The sequence below is a fragment of the Paenibacillus sp. FSL K6-4396 genome, assembly GCF_038002525.1.
Taxonomy (GTDB): Bacteria; Bacillota; Bacilli; order Paenibacillales; family Paenibacillaceae; genus Paenibacillus; species Paenibacillus amylolyticus_B.
The window spans coordinates 6,483,049-6,500,462 of record NZ_JBBOCR010000001.1 but is presented as its reverse complement, the minus strand read 5'-3'; the positions used below and the strand labels follow the sequence as shown (position 1 = coordinate 6,500,462).

Annotated in this window: 13 protein-coding genes; 12 read left to right on the top strand and 1 reads right to left on the bottom strand. The window is 47.3% G+C overall.

Annotated elements, in window-relative coordinates; genetic code table 11:
- The first annotated feature begins 88 nt into the window (after positions 1–88).
- The 9 genes from MHB85_RS28465 (at position 89) to MHB85_RS28425 (ending at position 13,337) form a co-directional block, all read left to right on the top strand.
- Complete coding sequence (locus tag MHB85_RS28465; RefSeq protein ID WP_192134962.1) at positions 89–1,639, top strand: phytoene desaturase family protein; 1,551 nt, start codon at positions 89–91, stop codon at positions 1,637–1,639.
- Positions 1,636–3,099 (top strand): phytoene desaturase family protein, encoded by a 1,464-nt coding sequence (locus MHB85_RS28460; RefSeq protein WP_192134964.1) that lies wholly within the window; start codon positions 1,636–1,638, stop codon positions 3,097–3,099. The genes MHB85_RS28465 and MHB85_RS28460 overlap by 4 nt, the downstream gene beginning before the upstream one ends.
- On the top strand, positions 3,096–3,968 hold the full coding sequence (locus tag MHB85_RS28455; protein ID WP_192134967.1) for a phytoene/squalene synthase family protein: 873 nt from the start codon (positions 3,096–3,098) through the stop codon (positions 3,966–3,968). The genes MHB85_RS28460 and MHB85_RS28455 overlap by 4 nt, the downstream gene beginning before the upstream one ends.
- The gene (locus MHB85_RS28450) at positions 3,968–4,735 is read left to right on the top strand and encodes a carotenoid biosynthesis protein (protein ID WP_091012919.1); all 768 of its coding nucleotides are present in this window, start codon (positions 3,968–3,970) and stop codon (positions 4,733–4,735) included. The genes MHB85_RS28455 and MHB85_RS28450 overlap by 1 nt, the downstream gene beginning before the upstream one ends.
- On the top strand, positions 4,704–5,465 hold the full coding sequence (locus MHB85_RS28445) for a lysophospholipid acyltransferase family protein (RefSeq protein ID WP_192134969.1): 762 nt from the start codon (positions 4,704–4,706) through the stop codon (positions 5,463–5,465). The genes MHB85_RS28450 and MHB85_RS28445 overlap by 32 nt, the downstream gene beginning before the upstream one ends.
- A gap of 1 nt (position 5,466) precedes the next feature.
- Positions 5,467–6,615: a glycosyltransferase gene (locus tag MHB85_RS28440; protein ID WP_192134971.1), complete on the top strand. Its 1,149-nt coding sequence runs from the start codon at positions 5,467–5,469 to the stop codon at positions 6,613–6,615.
- 8 nt (positions 6,616–6,623) lie between these two features.
- A complete protein-coding gene (locus MHB85_RS28435; protein WP_341074052.1) occupies positions 6,624–8,105 on the top strand; it encodes a phytoene desaturase family protein in 1,482 nt (493 codons plus the stop codon).
- Positions 8,106–8,331: 226 nt separating this feature from the next.
- The gene (fni, locus tag MHB85_RS28430) at positions 8,332–9,399 is read left to right on the top strand and encodes a type 2 isopentenyl-diphosphate Delta-isomerase (RefSeq protein ID WP_192134975.1); all 1,068 of its coding nucleotides are present in this window, start codon (positions 8,332–8,334) and stop codon (positions 9,397–9,399) included.
- A 710-nt stretch (positions 9,400–10,109) separates the two neighbouring features.
- Positions 10,110–13,337 (top strand): S-layer homology domain-containing protein, encoded by a 3,228-nt coding sequence (locus MHB85_RS28425; protein ID WP_341074051.1) that lies wholly within the window; start codon positions 10,110–10,112, stop codon positions 13,335–13,337.
- A 132-nt stretch (positions 13,338–13,469) separates the two neighbouring features.
- Here the strand turns inward: MHB85_RS28425 and MHB85_RS28420 are convergent, their stop codons facing one another.
- Positions 13,470–13,862 carry a hypothetical protein gene (locus MHB85_RS28420; RefSeq protein ID WP_192134979.1) on the bottom strand — a complete coding sequence of 131 codons (393 nt, stop codon included), beginning with the start codon at positions 13,860–13,862 and terminating at the stop codon, positions 13,470–13,472.
- Positions 13,863–14,131: 269 nt separating this feature from the next.
- On the opposite strand from MHB85_RS28420, the gene MHB85_RS28415 reads away from it, so the two are divergent.
- The 3 genes from MHB85_RS28415 (at position 14,132) to prfA (ending at position 17,400) form a co-directional block, all read left to right on the top strand.
- The gene (locus MHB85_RS28415) at positions 14,132–14,587 is read left to right on the top strand and encodes a GNAT family N-acetyltransferase (RefSeq protein WP_341074050.1); all 456 of its coding nucleotides are present in this window, start codon (positions 14,132–14,134) and stop codon (positions 14,585–14,587) included.
- A gap of 121 nt (positions 14,588–14,708) precedes the next feature.
- Positions 14,709–15,809: a redox-regulated ATPase YchF gene (gene ychF, locus MHB85_RS28410; protein ID WP_017691917.1), complete on the top strand. Its 1,101-nt coding sequence runs from the start codon at positions 14,709–14,711 to the stop codon at positions 15,807–15,809.
- Positions 15,810–16,332: 523 nt separating this feature from the next.
- Positions 16,333–17,400, top strand: coding sequence for a peptide chain release factor 1 (gene prfA, locus MHB85_RS28405; protein ID WP_091036276.1), 1,068 nt, complete (start codon positions 16,333–16,335; stop codon positions 17,398–17,400).
- Positions 17,401–17,414 lie beyond the last annotated feature (14 nt).

Genomic DNA, 17,414 nt, shown 5'->3' with positions numbered 1-17,414 from the left:
GTTACCGCTTAAAGTGTTCTTGGGCGGTTTAATAATAGGCTAGGGGCTAGAGAACTATAGGAATTCCCTACATAGAGAGGTGAGTGGCATGATACCGAATCAACAACGCAAACGTGCAGCTGTGATTGGCGCGGGTCCGGGTGGACTTGCAGCAGCGATGTTATTGTCCGGTCAGGGGTACGAAGTAGATGTGTATGAGAAACAGCCGGTCATCGGGGGGCGTTCTGCCAGATTGGAACTGGGCGAGTATCGATTCGACCGGGGGGCAACATTTTTGATGATGCCTCAGCTGATTGAAGAGATGTTCGACGTCGTGGGACGCAAGTTATCCGATTATGTGCATATGAAAGAACTAACCCCGCTGTACGCACTGAACTTTGGTGATACGGTGTTCACACCTTCTCGTAATCGGGAAGATACAGCTGCACAGATTAAGGAATTGTTTCCGGGCAATGAAGACAATTACCTTCGGTTCATGCAAGAAGAGGAAGTGAAGTTTGGCAAAGTCATGCCTTTGCTGCGCCGTCCGTTTGGCAAGCTGACTGACTATCTACGCAAAGACGCGGTAACTGCTCTACCTAAGCTTGATGTCCACAACACCGTCTATGGGATCTTGTCCCGCTATTTTACAGATGAGCGTCTACGCTGGGCATTTACATTCCAATCCAAATATCTTGGTATGTCTGCCTGGGATTGTCCGGGCACCTTTACCATATTATCGTTTATTGAGCATCACTACGGATTGTTCCACCCCATTGGTGGCGTGAATCGGATCTTCCAAGCCATGGCTGATGTCGTGGAAGAATACGGAGGACGCATACATACTTCCACCCCGGTGAAACAGGTCATCGTTCGCAATGGTCGTGCAGAAGGTGTGTTGCTTGAGAACGGTGAACGCATCGACGCGGACCATGTGGTGGTGAACGCTGACTTTGCACATGCGGTGAACCATCTGTTCGAACCGGGCGTACTTAAGAAATATACCCCGGAGAAAATGAAACGCAAAAAGTACTCCTGCTCGACAGCGATGCTGTATCTGGGTGTGGATGGTGGAGTGGATCTGCCGCATCACTCGATCTATTTTCCCGAGGACTACCGGTTAAACGTGGATGAGATCACAAAGCACAAAATGTTATCAGCCGATCCATCTCTATATATTCATAACCCTTCCAGACTCGATTCGACGCTGGCACCGGAAGGGAAATCCGCTTTATATGTTCTCATGCCTACGCCTAATCTTACCGCAGGCATCGATTGGGAAGCAGAACGTGAAAATGTGCAAGAGGCCATGTTGAAGCGCATGGAAGGTATTCCTGAGCTGGCAGATATTCGCAGCCGGATCGAAGAATGTATGCTGTTCACTCCACTCGATTGGGAGAATGAACTGGATGTGTACCGCGGAGCAACGTTTAACATGGCGCATAATCTGGGTCAGATGATGTACCTGCGTCCCCATAACCAGTTTGAAGAGTTGAAAAGTGTATGGCTGGTAGGCGGCGGAACACATCCGGGCAGCGGGTTGCCCACGATCTTCGAATCGGCACGGATCAGTGTCAGACTGATTCAGGAAGAGGACGCGCGTACAAGCTCCAAACGATCCTCGTATGTGAAGACGGCAGAAGCCAGAGGGCATTCATGAAGCGGGCCGCTATTGTAGGCGCAGGGATTGGCGGACTTACTTCGGCGCTGTTGTTGAACCGTCAAGGTTGGGATGTCACTGTCTATGAACGGGGTTCTCGCGTTGGCGGACGCATTGGATATGAGCAGGAAGGGGAATACCGGATCGATCAAGGGCCGACGATTGTGCTATTGCCTGAGATGTTGCTTGGCATACTGGAGGAGGCAGGCGTAGATCGTTCGAAGATTGAACTGCTTCGCTGTGATCCGTTATACAGAGTGCATTACCATAGTGGTCGTGTCATGACCAAGATGACGTCACGTGAAGAGCAGACGGCGGAGATTGAACGTTTATTCCCGGGAGAGAGCCGGGGATTCACACGATTCATGAAAGATATGGACACGTTATTTCCAGCAGGCCGGGCAGCGTTTCTGGAAAGGGCTTTTCCGCGCAAAAGGGATTTCTTCACCCCTTCGCTCATGTCCCTCATGGGCAGATTGCGTGCACACAAAAGTGTTCGGAAAGCGGTAGGCGATTATTTTGAGCATGAGGAATTGCTTGATGCATACTCTCTGCAAAGTCTATACATCGGTGGATCACCGTTTGGAACGCCAGGTATCTATTCCCTTTTGCCTTACGCAGAGCATGAATATGGTATCTGGATGGTGAAGGGCGGGTATGCAGCATTACCGGCCATTCTGGAACAGGAACTGATCTCACGTGGTGGACGTGTTGTGCTGAATGCGGAAGTTACCGGGCTCACGATTAAAAACGGTGTATGTGAAGGTATAGAAACGGTAGCAGGCGCAGAAAATGTGGATGCAGTTATCTACAATGGCGATTTCCCCCATCTTTCGGGTTTGCTTGGTCAAGCACCAGAGGTAGCGCGTAAAAGAAAGCCATATCTCCCCTCTTCCGGATGTGTATTGCTCTATGTGGGCGTGGACAAAACCTGGGAAGATGCAACGACGCACCAGTTCTTCCTGCCACCGAGTCTGGAAGGTAGTTTACAGGAAGTCTTCAATCAGCGACGCATTCCGGCAAAGTCCTCATTTTACGTATTTAATCCGGTCGCATTGGATGAGACAGCAGCGCCTTCAGGACAGAGTGTATTGTATTTCCTCATTCCCGTGCCCGATGCCGAAGGTGTCGACTGGGATCAGGAGAGCGAAGCATTGGCAGAACGTGTATTGGAAGAAGCGGAGCAACGTGGATTCCCGGGACTTCGTGCAGCGATCAGGTGGAAAAAGGTGCGTACACCCGCTGACGCAGAGCGAGACGGGCTATATGGAGGCGGAAGCTTCGGTATTGCGCCAGTGTTGTTCCAGTCCGGTGTATACCGACCACAACCCAAACCATTCCCTAATATCAAGGGGTTATATGCCGCAGGAGCATCTGTACATCCTGGAGGGGGAGTGCCGATTGTGATGCAGAGTGCACGTATGGCCGTCAATCAACTCACGAAGGAGATGGGAACATGAATGAAGCGATTTTGAGCAGGTGTGAAGAGTTGATGCAAAAGGGTTCTTCCTCTTTTTATCAGGCCTTTAGAGGGCTGCCAAGTCCACGTCGGGAAGCGGTATATGTCATTTATGCCTTCTGCCGCATGATTGATGACAGTGTAGACGAGCCGGAGCATTCGCCCTATACAATTCACGAAATCCATGATTTATTTGGTCAGTTGGACGACGCGGAAGGACATTTTATCTGGCCAGCACTGAGATGGTTGTTCAGCAGTTTTCCTCATCTGGATAAGAGGCCATTCTTCCGCCAGATGGAAGGGCAGCTCACGGATCTTAAAGTAACGCATTATACAACGATGAAGGAACTGGAGCATTATTGTTATCTGGTGGCCGGAACCGTAGGCGAGATGTTGTTGCCTGTATTGCGGGATGATAACGGCGCAGAAGTAGCCGTGAACGGGATTGCTTTGGGTAAAGGGATGCAGATCGTCAATATTATTCGGGATGTTGGTGAAGATCGGGCCAGAGTGCGCCGGTATGTTCCGCTGGAGATCATGGAGAAGCATGGTTACACCGAACAGGACTTTGAAGACGGAATCGTGGACGAACGCTTTATTGCCATTGTTCATGAATTAAAAGCGGCAGCATTGAACTGGTTCCGTATTGGCATGGATCGTCTGGATACGTACCCAACGGAAAGTGCGTTTTCGATTGAGCTGGCAGCAGCCTTTTACTCCACCATTCTACACGCGGTTGAGCGCAACGACTATGACGTATATACCAAACGGGCATATGTTAGTGATGAATTGAAACTGGAGATGCTGGGTGCGATTGTGAAACGTTACCCGATGCTGGCCTATCAAGCCTCCCGAACGGCGGTATCCTAATGATCCAGTGGCTTTACTGGGCTTGGTATGTCATTGGAGCAACCTTGATGCTGACGATCGGCGTGCCGGATGTGTTGTCCTTTTCAAATGGATTATTTCTAATCTTCTACGCATTGTATGTGCTGGATCTGATCTACCAGGGGCGCAATCGGACAGGTCTGTCCGACCAGTCAGTCATCTGGTTGAAACCCGGGCTGTGGATCGCTTCCGTGATCATCTGGTTGGGTGGTATGGGCGTGGAGTGGGTAGGGGTGCATACGCATTGGCCCTTTGGTGAGTATGCTTACTCTGACTTTTTCGGGATTCATCTGTTCAGTGTGCCTGTTACGCTGGGTTTCGCCTGGATCGCAGTGGTGGGTAACTCGGCGCTGTTAAGTGGCGGGGGTTCAACCTGGACTGGAAAACTGCTTCGAGCCGTGAAGACCGGGTTCTGGGCGGTGGTTCTTGATCTGGTACTCGATCCTGTCGCGCATGCAAGAGGATTCTGGGAGTGGCAGGCTCCAGGTGGATTCTACGGGGTCCCGTGGACCAATTACATAAGCTGGTTTATCATGGGCGCATTCCTGTCCCTGTTCCTTCCGGCCATGCCTGGTGACCGTAGCTCATTACTGCGTGCAAAATGGTTGTATCAGCTCTTTATTCTTCTATTCGGCCTACTCGCCCTGAAGGAAGGAATTACAGGCAGCTTTATCATCGCCATTGCAGGAGTGCTTCTTGCGGAAGGGAGCTGGCTGTATGATTCGCGCCGTAAAATCAAAACCGTTTAACCATATTTTTGCCTTATACAGTCACTATTATCTGCTGCGTCGGCGCTTCCGCTCCTTCACGCTCACGGGGTCACTGGACCCGCAGGTGGACATCAGGGACAACTCCCCGATTGATCCGACTCGTCCGGTGATCTATTTCATGAATCACAGCTCCTGGTGGGATGGTCTGCTGCTCTATCATGCGGCCAGGCAGACATCGCGGGGTGATCATTATGTGATGATGGAGGAGCAACAGCTTCAGCAATATGTTTTTTTCCGTAAATTGGGTGCGTATTCGATCAATAAAGAGAGTGCGTCCGGTATTCGGACTTCTCTACAGTACACCAGTGAGCTGTTGAATTCGGGCAAAAGGGTCTGGATTTTTCCGCAAGGAGAAATATTGCATCAGGAGGCCAGACCGATTCAGTTCCGTCCAGGCATCGGACTATTGCTTCGTCGCTCTCCGAATGCCATTGCCGTACCGGTAACCTTGTGCCATGGGATGGTTCAGCATGATCTACCGGAAATCTCGATGCAGGTAGGCCCGCCTGTGATGGAAGACTGGAAGGCATGGAAGAGTGAAGAGATTGCCACCAGACTTGGTCATGTGCTGGAACGGCAGTTAGACAATCACAGATCAGAGCTTGTACGGCTGGGGCAGGGAAGTTTGCCAGATGCGCTTCCGCTGATTCGTCATGGACGTTCGACAAGTGAAAAATACGATGCCACGCGAAAGCGGGTGAACCGTTAGGATGAATACATCTGAAATCTTCTGGATTGTGCTTACAAGCATATTGGGAATACAGTTGCTGTTCGCTCTATGGAACGTCTCCTGTCTGCCCAAAGTACGTTCATTCCGGTCAGACAAGATACAACCCCCAGACCTGATGGTCTCGGTACTGATCCCGGCCAGAAATGAAAGACTACATATCGAAGGATGTCTGGAAAGTGTGCTCGCGAGTGATACGTCGGGATTCCGGATGGAAGTGCTGGTGCTGGATGATCGCTCCGAAGATGAGACAGCCGCCATGGTCCAGGCAATCGCGGAGCATGATGAACGTGTGCGACTGTTGCATGGTGTCGATCTTCCCGAGGGCTGGATGGGGAAATCCCATGCGTGTCACAGGCTGGTTCAGGAGGCCAAGGGAGAATGGTTTATGTTTGTGGATGCGGATGTCCGTCTCGAGCCAAGTGCCATTCGGCAGACGCTTGCGGCAGGGTGTGAGCAGAGCGGGGGGCTTATAACCGGTTTTCCTTATCAGGTAACAAAGACATGGATGGAAAAGCTTGTTGTGCCCATGATGGTCTTCACCATCATCAGTCATCTGCCCATTTTCATGATACGCAGATCATCCAGTCCGATGTTTGTGGCCGCTACGGGGGCTTTTTTGCTGATTCATCGCTCCAGTTACGAAGCATCCGGCGGTCATGCTGCCATTCAGGCACATCTGGTGGATGATATGAGTCTCGCCAAAGCAGTCAAGCGTGCAGGTCACCCGGTGATGCTGACCGATGTGCATGATGTAACGAATACCCGCATGTATCAGAACGGTGTTGAAGTATGGAACGGATATAAGAAAAACATGTACGAAGGTATGGGGCGCAAAGACGTACTGCTGCTTGGCACGATGTTAATGTATACGCTGATGTATATTGTGCCTCCCATGGGCTTGATTATAGGATTAATCTCAGGTAGTTCGACGCCCATTCTGTATGGAGTGTTAGGAACATTACTAGGTATGGCTGTGAAAAGAGTAGCGGATCATGCTGGCGGACAGCCCTGGTGGCTTGCCCTTCTGCAACCGGTCAGCATGGCCTGTGTCATTGCCATCGGACTTGCTTCCTGGCAGGCAGGCCGCTCCGGCAAGGGGTATGTATGGAAAGGTAGGCGGTATAATTGAAGGGTCACATGAGAGGTAACGTCACAATTATTGGTGCAGGATTCGGAGGTCTGTCATGTGCGATCCGATTGGCTTCACAAGGTGTGCAGGTGACCATTCTGGAACGACAGGATCATGTAGGTGGCAAACTGCAACAGATTGAGCGGGACGGGTATCATTTTGACCGGGGACCGAGCACAATCACGATGCCATCCACTTTTCGTTCCGTCTTCGACTATGCAGGTGTAACAATGGAAGATTACGTACAGCTATATGAGTTGGAGCCACGCACGCGTAATGTATTTGCAGATGGCACAGTGGTCGATTTGTCAGGTAATCGCGGGTGGATGAAGGAACAGATCGCGGCGTACAGTCCGGTGGATGCGGCTCATTATGATGCATTTATGGATGAGTCTGCCGCACTGTATGCGGAAGCCAATCGTCATTTTCTCGGTAAGTTGTTGCTGTCTCCTTCTGACAAATACAATCTTCAGATGCTGCGCAGTCTGCTCCGCGTGCGGCCAACGGTGAAGCTGGATAAGTTGCTGCGTTCGTATTTCCAGCATCCGCATACACTCGCTATGTTCGGGCGGTACGCGACCTATGTGGGATCATCGCCGTATCAGTCTCCTTCGATCTTTGCCATGATGGGTCATGTGGAAGCAGAGTTGGGCATCTACGGGGTCAAAGGCGGAACCTATCAACTGATTGAAGGCATGACTCGATTGGCACAGGAAAAAGGTGTACAGATCATTACGGGCATAGAGGTCCGGCAGATTGTTGTCCGAGATGGCAAAGTGGCAGGCGTGGATACGGATCAAGGCTTCCGCGAAGCCGATCAGGTGGTTGCCAATGGAGATGTGCTTAGCGTGAATCGACTGCTGCTCGCACCGGAACATCGGAAAGAGATGAGTGATGCCCGCATACGGAAGTATGAACCATCCATTTCGGGATTTGTGACGTTAGCAGGTGTGCGAAAGCAATACGATGCACTGCTGCACCATACCGTCTTTTTCCCGGAGAAGTATGAACCGGAGTTCGACCATATTTTCCGTGACCGTAAAATGCCAGACGATCCTACGATCTATATCTGTTATTCCGGTTATTCCGAAGCAGGCATGGCTCCGGCGGGAGCCAGCAATCTGTTCATTCTCGTCAATGCCCCCTACTTGTCTGATTCGTGGAATTGGGAGGAACAAACGGAACGTTATGGAGCGTTTGTGCTGGAACAGTTGGCGGCGAGGGGAATTACCGGGTTGAATGAATCCGATGTGTTGATCCGGTACACACCGCGAGATATCGAACGGGATACGTTGGCGCATCAAGGGTCGATCTACGGCATCTCCTCCAATTCGGTAAAACAGACCTTCATGCGACCGGGCAACCGAAGCAAAGATGTACAAGGACTTTGGTACGTAGGCGGTACAACACATCCAGGCGGCGGAACCCCGATTGTGACCTTATCCGGGCAGCTTGTTGGTGAGCAGTTGGCATCGGAAATCTTGAGATAAGTAGGCATGAAATAGTGGTGCTCCGGGATTTAAGTGAGACATTTGGTGTCGGGGCATTCTTTCAATAGCTGGTTTGGAACGTTATACTGGGTAGAGTTAAACTGCTGAGCTGCAATGCTTATAGGATTATTGTTTTTGTCTTTTGCAAAAGACGTATATACATAGAAGTAAGGGACGGGCAGGTTATCCTGTCGATCCGCACGATTCTCACATAGGAGGTCTCATCATGAATGAACAAGAGCGAGCCGGCGAACGGCTGCTTCCCGAAGTGGCTACGGGAGAACGGAAGCTAGAGCACGTGCGCCTCTGTCTTGAGGAGAATGTGGCAGGAGAAGGGGTAACCAGCGGTATGGAGCGGTATGCGTTTCGCCATCACCCACTGCCGGAGCTGGATTTTGAAGAGGTGCATCTGGAGACTTCGTTTATTGGCAAAAAAGTACGTACACCCTTGCTCATCAGTTCGATGACGGGTGGAAGCAAAACAACGGGCGCTATCAATGAGCGCCTCGCCCGAGTAGCGAACGCCAGAGGCTGGGCGCTCGGCGTAGGTTCGATCCGGGCTGCCGTGGAACAGCCGGAACTTGCGAGTACCTTCGATGTGCGGCGCTGGGCACCGGACATCCCGGTCATTGCCAACCTGGGCGCTGTGCAGCTGAACTATGGTTTCACAACAGCTGATTTCCAGCGTGCCGTAGATATTGCGGGTGCGGACATGCTCGTGCTTCATCTGAACACGTTGCAGGAAGTTTTCCAACCAGAAGGTAATACGAACTTCAGCGGATTATTTCAGCGGATTGAGAACTTGTGTCGTGAGCTAGATGTACCTGTTGGCGTAAAAGAAGTCGGTTTTGGCATCGATGGCGTGACAGCTCAACGCCTATATGAAGCGGGTGTTGCGTTTATCGATGTAGCTGGTGCTGGTGGTACAAGCTGGGTGCAGGTAGAGAAGTATCGTAACAATAACCCGGTACGCCGGGCGGCAGCTGAAGCTTTTGCTGACTGGGGCACTCCGACAGCGGAGTGTATTCAGGAAGTACGAGGGCTGAATCCAGCGGGGGCCCTGATTGGCAGCGGTGGACTGTACACTGGCGTGGATGCGGCCAAAGCCCTCGCTCTCGGTGCAGATCTCGCCGGCTTCGGTCGATCTCTGCTCGAATCCGCAGTCGCTTCCGATGATGCGCTGGATGAGCGGTTAGAACAGGTCGAATTCGAGCTGCGTACCGTGATGTTTGGCATTGGGGCTGGGCGGATCGAGGATTTGAAGCAGACGTCACGTCTGGTGGAACGGCGGTAGATAAACCAGACATGGCATCTTGCTGAACAGTCTGACTTGTGAGCGGCGTATTCGCTGGGTCTGATGGAGCAACGTTCGCTAACGAACCTGTAACACCTTATTTGGCGATTTAGGCGTTAGTTGGGAATCTGACGAATCTCACACACGCTAAGAGGCCAGAAAACAGCGATTTAAAGCGGATGACGCCAAAGAAAGAGTAGTTAACGAGTCTATAGTTCGTTACATTTTCAATATGTATGAAAAGTGCTGAATAGTGTCTCTCAGGTTCGTTAGATTGTGAGGGAATGAACTTAGCACATCAACTTTGGACTGCGGTAAGTCAATTAATTAATATTGGTGTATTACTTTGAGCATGTCGACGATAATTAACGGCATGCTTTTTTGTCATGTATAACAAGATGAAGATTTAATTCAGAGTAAAATTTTTTATTGTTTGTTAATACATTACACATTATGATTGATGAGTCTTAAGGAATGGTTTTTAATGACTTTTTTAGGTAAAAAGACTCACTTATAATTAAGGGAAGGATGGATTGATTTACGACTAAAGGTTAACACTTTGAACGTATAAGTATATATTTAAGTTTTAGATAGCCAAAGTAATAACGAAGGTTTGTTAAGATTATTTGTTAAACTCATACATATAAGGCATACTACACAAATTCTAAGAGGTGATACATAACATGAAGTTCAAGAGGCTATTAATTTTCATGCTAGTTATTAATTTATTATTGGTTAATCTATTGATTACAGGAGGAGGTACAGAAGTAGCTCATGCGAATTATGAGCCTCGTACAGATAGAATAACTACGAAGTCTTCCAAGTCGAATGATAACTTCATAGACTCGTATAATTCCAACAGTACTAGTACGTCTACATCAATTAAAACAATAAGCGACACTATTACTACGTCATATTTGCCGAAACCTAACGTAACGGTAACCACAACGGATAACTCCATAACGTTGTCTTGGGATGAAGTTCCGGGAGCGGTAAAATATGCCGTCACGGTTAATCGAGATGGCAGAGATGTGGGGGAACTGAGAACATATACAATAACAAGAGCGGTACCTGAGTATACATATAGGATCACGGTTCTCGCTCATGACGGAGAAAAATATGGAGAACAAGAGTTACTCTTCGTTAGATTGAAAGACCCTGCACCAATTTACGATGATGCGGGTAGAATTGATTTTACTGGAAAGCTCGCAGGGAAATTAGATCGAATTGATGATGGCTTCAATTATGTAAACTGGGGGCTTGTGAATGGCAATGCGATCAGTCTGTTTTACAAGCAAGATACCAATGTACAGGCAGAGGTGTACGTCAATGACGTGAAAAATACTGATCTGAACAGCCAATCCAGTTCGAGTACTTTCATTAATGATCTGAAACCAGGTGAGAAAAATGTGATCAGGTTAGCTTGGACGAATCCTACAGACTCCACTCAACGTTCATTAGAATTTATAATCACGCCTCCTGCACAGGATGCTTATACTTTAGGAGATTCCAAGGCAGGATTTGGCGCCGTCGTTGATCTTAAGAAATACGGCAAATGGTACCTGGTGGATAATCAGACCTTAATCTCTCAAAATACAGTTTCAAAATATATTGATACACAAGGTGACAGCGCTAAATGGAGTGTGGACGAGTACTCCAAGTTCACGGATAGTGTGGGCTATGAATTAAACAAAATAAAAGAAGATAAGCAATCTCCTTTTCAGACGTTATGGTGGACAGTCAATGCGTTTGATAATGGGGAGTACGTTCATGGTTATTCAACTCCTGTAGGGATCGTTACCAAGGAGGATCTAGAGAAATATACAGGGATTGTTTTGTATGATCCTAAACGTCCGAATCAGATGATATCCAGCCTGGCTTTGGCTAATCCTAGTACATATAAGCATGCATTTGGAAAGTCGGGGAATCAGGGGCCTGTTTTTACGGAGATAGCCACTGGATCTGATGAATTCCCAAATAATCATATAAACTTTGTTCCAGCAGGCAGCGCGTTACAGAATTTCAAATACAAAGCCTTCTTGAAGTATGATGGTGCATTTAAAGGACAGGGGACTTCTGAAGATCCTTACGTTATTCCGACGCTAGCTGATGGGGAACCTGTGATCACGAAACTAGATAGTCCTAGATACTCCCAGTCGAGTGCTGTGGGTAATAATGCGATTCGGTTGCAGTGGCATGCAGTGGAAGGTGCTGAACAATATATTCTCAAGCGTGGTTCTGAAATTCTATATGAGGGTCCGCTTTTAGAATATGTGCATGAAGGTGTGAATTTTAATTCGATCACTAAGTATACATTAGTAGCTCGCAAAGGCGATGTTTACAGTGAAGAAGCGAAATTTACAATCGGAATTAGAAATTTTATTCCATATCCACCTGATTTCCGAGCTGAAGCACTGGATTCCACCAAAGTTAGACTTACGTGGAGCAAGGCAGACTATGCAGTAGAGTATGTGATCACCCGTAATGATCAGCCTCTAGCGGTAACTAAGTCAACCTCATACGAGGATGTAAATGTAACACCTGACACCACATACATCTATAAAGTGGTTGGCAGGGACGGAGACAATGAAGGTTCAGCCGCAGTTAAAAGTGTGAAAATTCCTAAAGTGACTGAGGACGAGGCACCGAAAGGCCAAATTAACATAAGAGTCAATCGAGTGTACGATAATAGAGTGGACCTACAATGGAATCTGGTGGAGGGAGCAACCCAGTATGAGATCTACCAGGATCAAGTGAGTAAAGTATGGTCAGGTCATTCAAATACGATGATAGCGTACACGCTCCAGCCAGGAAGAACATATACCTATCGGGTTGTAGCGAGTAACAAATACGGAAAGGTTGAATCTAGTACAATCGAAGTGCAGACGGCGGGCATACCTCAACCGATGAATGTGGCTCCAATGAATGCCTCGAACGCAACGATTGCCTTTGAATATCAACCTATTGAAGGAGCAGTTCATTACGTTGAACGTAATCCACAAACGAAGTACGAACCTCTAGGAAACGGTGTTTACCGTAAGACGTATTTGAATACTGCCACTGGAGAAACACGTGATGAGGGTATGGTGACTGCTGTGAACGGTAAGTTGCAGTTTAGTGAAGTGGGCGTCGAACGAAATAAATATTATGAGTATAATGTCATCGCTGTTCGTGTCAGACCTGATGGATCAGAAGAGGTCATTGGCAAGCAGACGGTTGCTGTAACAACTCCAGCAGATGGAAGTGGTGCAACGGTATATGGATATAGTTATCCTGTTCCTCCTTACCATAATGTTAATAATACCCCTATCCCTAGTACGGTTACGGGGAAAAACGACAGCATTACAATTGATACTCAAGTTGTGGCTTCGAATGGAGAAGTGAAAAATCCAGCAAGTGTTACTTTTAGAGATATAGAAAGTAGTTATGCTAAGGAAGCTATTATCTACTTGGCACAGAAAGGAATTGTTAAAGGTTATTCAGACGGTTCGTTTGGTGGACATCAAAAAGTGACGAGAGCCGAATTTGCAATTTTCTTACAACGGGCCCTTGGATATAATTCTGTGGTTCCTTACATTAATGAATTTAAGGATGTTCAATCTAACTCTTGGTATTATTCGGAGATAACTCCTGCATTACAACAAGGTATACTTAAAGGATTCAATGATGGTACGCTTAGACCGAATGTGGACGTTACAAGAGAAGAAGCATCAAGTATGATTGAGAACGTAATGAAAAAACAAGGGTATGTATTATCATCATTCACACTCTACGATGACAACCAAATGATCTCCAATTGGGCTAGAAATAGTATCAGTCTTGTAACTCAAGAATCTGTTATGAAAGGATATCCCGATCAGAAGTTTATGCCTAAAAAGCAGCTAACCCGACAGGAGGCTGCAATGATAATCTATAACCTATTGCATAGCAAGAAGTAAAAGGCCCGTTACAGTTCTTTTTTACAAACTTATAACTGTGGTGAACGATGTGTTGAAATAAAATAGAACCAAAACTGCAATCTTCTTAAGAGGGAGATTGCAGTTTTTTTGATGATTGACTGATATACCCTTTTACATACATTCATCTTTCACGGTGACATTCTCATTGGTTACAGTAACGTAGGAATTGCCGGACAAGTATTCCGTATAACCGCAGACCGTTTTATTATAGGTTTTTCCGCGGCTGTCCGTAAACGCCAAGGATACGGCCCCCTCCCCAGAGAGTTTCAGCTGTGGGGCGAATTTCATCTTTGCTCCGCTGGAAATATCCTTATCGACTACGTAGGTGGAGCCATTCTCATTGTTGTTTAACGAGTTGTCGCCTTGGACCAGGCTAGCTTGAATATTGGTGAGGTCATAGTCGGACTGATTATGGATTGTGATCCTTAAGTGGCGAAAGGGATCCATTGCATTCAGAAAGCTCATAAAAGCGACGATGGCGATTCCGAGTATGATAGCGGACAAGATAATAATTTTCTTTTTGGAGAATCGGCGACGTGTGTTGAATATAATGCACTCCTTTCCTATGAGGTATAAACGACGGGAGGAGATCAAAAGTTATAGATAAAATGGATACATATGAAAATTGGAGTTCAAATCGTCAGAATTACTTCATGCGCCAAGCGGGAGAACAGGATACAATAAGATACTAGCAGTGCAAAAAGGACTTCACAGGGATCCTACATAATGAAGATCACTCAAAATAAGGAGGGGAATAAATGGAACTTTCTCCCATGAATCAGGAAGATTATGCGAGTTTTTGCATTCGATCGATTAAGGATTTTGCACAGGAAAAAGTAGAAGCAGGCACTTGGGCTGAGGAAGAGGCGCAGCAACTGGCGGAGGAATCTTATGAACGTTATCTGCCAGAAGGCTTGAACACACCCGGAGCGTATCTCTACAATCTGATGCATCCTGTAGACGGAAATGTGGGGTATATCTGGTTTAACATCACGGATAATCGTCGTGGCAAAGATGCATTTTTGCTAGACATTGTGGTTGAAGAAGCACACCGCGGTAAAGGGTATGGAACAGAGACGATGGAGGCGCTTGAACAGACGGCCTTGAGCCTTGGCGTGGATCGCATTGGTTTGCATGTGTTTGGACATAATGTGCGGGCGAGCAGCCTGTATCGCAAGATGGGATATGAGGTAACGGATCTGACCATGTACAAGGAAATCAAAGGGTAAACCAATAGCGGATGGGACTCTGGTCGAATTGGCGAAGTTCCTTGATGCCTTGAGGTTTGTCATATATAATGTATAGGATTATCCATACCGAACAAGTAATCAATGAGGAGTTGTCATATACATGGCTTTGAAAGCTGGAATCGTGGGTTTGCCTAACGTTGGTAAATCTACATTGTTTAACGCAATAACACAAGCAGGTGCCGAATCGGCAAACTATCCGTTCTGTACAATTGACCCTAACGTGGGGATCGTTGAAGTACCCGATGAGCGTTTGGACAAACTGACAGAACTCGTTGTACCTAAGAAAACAGTGCCAACGGCGTTTGAGTTTGTAGATATCGCTGGTCTTGTTCGTGGTGCGAGCAAAGGCGAAGGTCTTGGTAACAAGTTCCTTGCCCACATTCGTGAAGTAGATGCAATTGTACACGTGGTACGTTGCTTTGTAGATGAGAACATCACACACGTCGATGGCAAAATTGACCCGGTAAGTGACATCCAGACGATCAATCTGGAGCTGATCTTGGCCGATATCGAGAGTGTTGAGAAGAAAATCGATCGCTCCAAGAAAAACATGAAGGGCGGCAACAAAACTGCCTCTCAAGAAGTAGAAGTATTGGAGAGAGTGAAGGCTGTTCTGTACGATGACAAGCCGGCACGCAGCATGGAACTTACGGATGATGAGCTTCTGATCGTACGCGATCTGCACTTGCTTACACTGAAACCTGTTCTGTACGCAGCCAATGTAGCTGAGGACGAAATCGGCGATGTGGCGAACAATGCTTACGTGCAAAAAGTAAGAGAATTCGCAGCTGCTGAAAACGCAGAAGTGGTGCCAATCAGTGCGAAGGTTGAAGAAGAGATTTCTGAGCTGGAAGGCGAAGATAAACAAATGTTCCTGGAAGAACTCGGTATCGAGGATTCCGGTCTGAACCTGTTGATCAAAGCGGCTTACAAATTGCTCGGTCTGTACACATACTTCACAGCAGGTGTACAGGAAGTTCGAGCTTGGACAATCCGTAAAGGTACAAAAGCGCCTGGCGCAGCGGGTGTCATTCACACCGACTTCGAACGTGGATTCATCCGTGCAGAGGTTGTTTCCTACGACGATCTGGTTGCAGCGGGTTCCATGAACGGTGCCAAAGAGCGCGGTCAACTTCGTCTTGAAGGTAAAGAGTACGTTGTAAATGACGGCGACGTTATGCACTTCCGTTTCAACGTATAATTCCTAAACCGTTCACTATGGTTTAAAAAATGGTTATAGCAGCCCTGTTATCTTCTTTGGAAGATAACAGGGCTTTTTATGTTTTTGATCGCTATATATTGTGTACAAGCACTGGATTGATCGCGCGTAGTGGATATAATAAAAGGAAAAGACACAATCCGAAATATGTAAATAGAATTATTTTTGTATTGCGCGCCGAACAGTTACTATTCAGAACCATAAGAATATGCTATAATTAAGAGTCGTATACCACGTTAAATTCGCGCTGTAACAGATGAGTTGAAGCGAGTTTCATACAGGGTACACGATTTCTTGATATCAACTTTAAAAGTAAAGGATTTGATGACGTTGTAGCGATGTTATACGTCGATCATACATGAATGTGAATACATGCTGCGGTCAGGGGATTCGTGAGAATCCTGTGCGTTGTGGAATATAGATTATAAATGTAATTAATGTTGAATTGAAATAATTATTGAAAATGTGATGTGCTTGGACAAAATAATGCGTGAGGTGACTATACATGTTGGATAAATTACAGGCGTTAGCCGACCGTTATGACAAGTTGAGCGAGCTTTTGTGTGACCCGGATGTGGCAAGTGACAACAAAAAGTTGCGGGAATACTCCAAAGAACAATCCGATCTGCAACCGACTTATGAAGCGTACAATGAATACAAGCAGGTAAGTCAGGATCTCGAAGCTGCAAAGGAAATGCAGGGTGAGAAACTGGATGATGAGATGCGCGAAATGGTCAAAATGGAAATAGACGAACTGAGCACTCGTCAGAAGGAACTGGACGAATTGATTCGTGTGCTTATGCTACCAAAAGATCCGAATGACGACAAGAACGTTATTGTTGAGATTCGTGGAGCAGCTGGTGGAGATGAAGCAGCATTGTTTGCAGCAGATCTTTATCGGATGTACACGCGTTATGCAGATGCACAAGGCTGGCGTGTAGAGCTGATGGACGTTAACACAAATGATCTCGGTGGATTCAAAGAGGTTGTTTTCCTGATCAACGGACGTGGCGCATACAGCAAAATGAAATACGAAAGCGGCGCACACCGTGTGCAGCGTATTCCAACAACTGAGTCTGGCGGACGTATTCATACGTCAACTTCAACGGTTGCGGTTATGCCTGAAGCCGAAGATTTTGATATCGAAATTCATGATAAAGACATCCGTGTGGATACGTTCTGTTCCAGTGGTGCCGGTGGACAATCGGTTAATACCACGAAATCCGCAGTACGGGTAACGCACGTTCCAACGGGAATTGTTGCGACATGTCAGGATGGAAAATCACAGAACTCCAACAAGGAAAAAGCGTTGCAGGTTCTGCGTACGCGTATCTTCGATATGAAACGGATGGAAGAGGAAGCGAAGATCTCTGTTGAGCGGAAGAGCAAAGTGGGAACGGGTGACCGCAGTGAGCGGATTCGTACGTACAACTTCCCACAAAGCCGTGTGACGGATCACCGGATCGGCCTGACAATGCACAAGCTGGATCAGGTGATGAACGGAGAGATTGAAGATATTTTGTCTGCACTGACCATTGCTCAGCAGACTGAGATGATGGATAGAGGAGAATAATCTGTGACCCGCGC

What these genes read in the sequence shown, in the direction of transcription:
- MHB85_RS28465 (WP_192134962.1), top strand. Translation starts at nt 89, where the DNA reads ATGATACCGAATCAACAACGCAAACGTGCAGCTGTGATTGGCGCGGGT.
- MHB85_RS28460 (WP_192134964.1), top strand. Translation starts at nt 1,636, where the DNA reads ATGAAGCGGGCCGCTATTGTAGGCGCAGGGATTGGCGGACTTACTTCG.
- MHB85_RS28455 (WP_192134967.1), top strand. Translation starts at nt 3,096, where the DNA reads ATGAATGAAGCGATTTTGAGCAGGTGTGAAGAGTTGATGCAAAAGGGT.
- MHB85_RS28450 (WP_091012919.1), top strand. Translation starts at nt 3,968, where the DNA reads ATGATCCAGTGGCTTTACTGGGCTTGGTATGTCATTGGAGCAACCTTG.
- MHB85_RS28445 (WP_192134969.1), top strand. Translation starts at nt 4,704, where the DNA reads ATGATTCGCGCCGTAAAATCAAAACCGTTTAACCATATTTTTGCCTTA.
- MHB85_RS28440 (WP_192134971.1), top strand. Translation starts at nt 5,467, where the DNA reads ATGAATACATCTGAAATCTTCTGGATTGTGCTTACAAGCATATTGGGA.
- MHB85_RS28435 (WP_341074052.1), top strand. Translation starts at nt 6,624, where the DNA reads ATGAGAGGTAACGTCACAATTATTGGTGCAGGATTCGGAGGTCTGTCA.
- fni (WP_192134975.1), top strand. Translation starts at nt 8,332, where the DNA reads ATGAATGAACAAGAGCGAGCCGGCGAACGGCTGCTTCCCGAAGTGGCT.
- MHB85_RS28425 (WP_341074051.1), top strand. Translation starts at nt 10,110, where the DNA reads ATGCTAGTTATTAATTTATTATTGGTTAATCTATTGATTACAGGAGGA.
- MHB85_RS28415 (WP_341074050.1), top strand. Translation starts at nt 14,132, where the DNA reads ATGAATCAGGAAGATTATGCGAGTTTTTGCATTCGATCGATTAAGGAT.
- ychF (WP_017691917.1), top strand. Translation starts at nt 14,709, where the DNA reads ATGGCTTTGAAAGCTGGAATCGTGGGTTTGCCTAACGTTGGTAAATCT.
- prfA (WP_091036276.1), top strand. Translation starts at nt 16,333, where the DNA reads ATGTTGGATAAATTACAGGCGTTAGCCGACCGTTATGACAAGTTGAGC.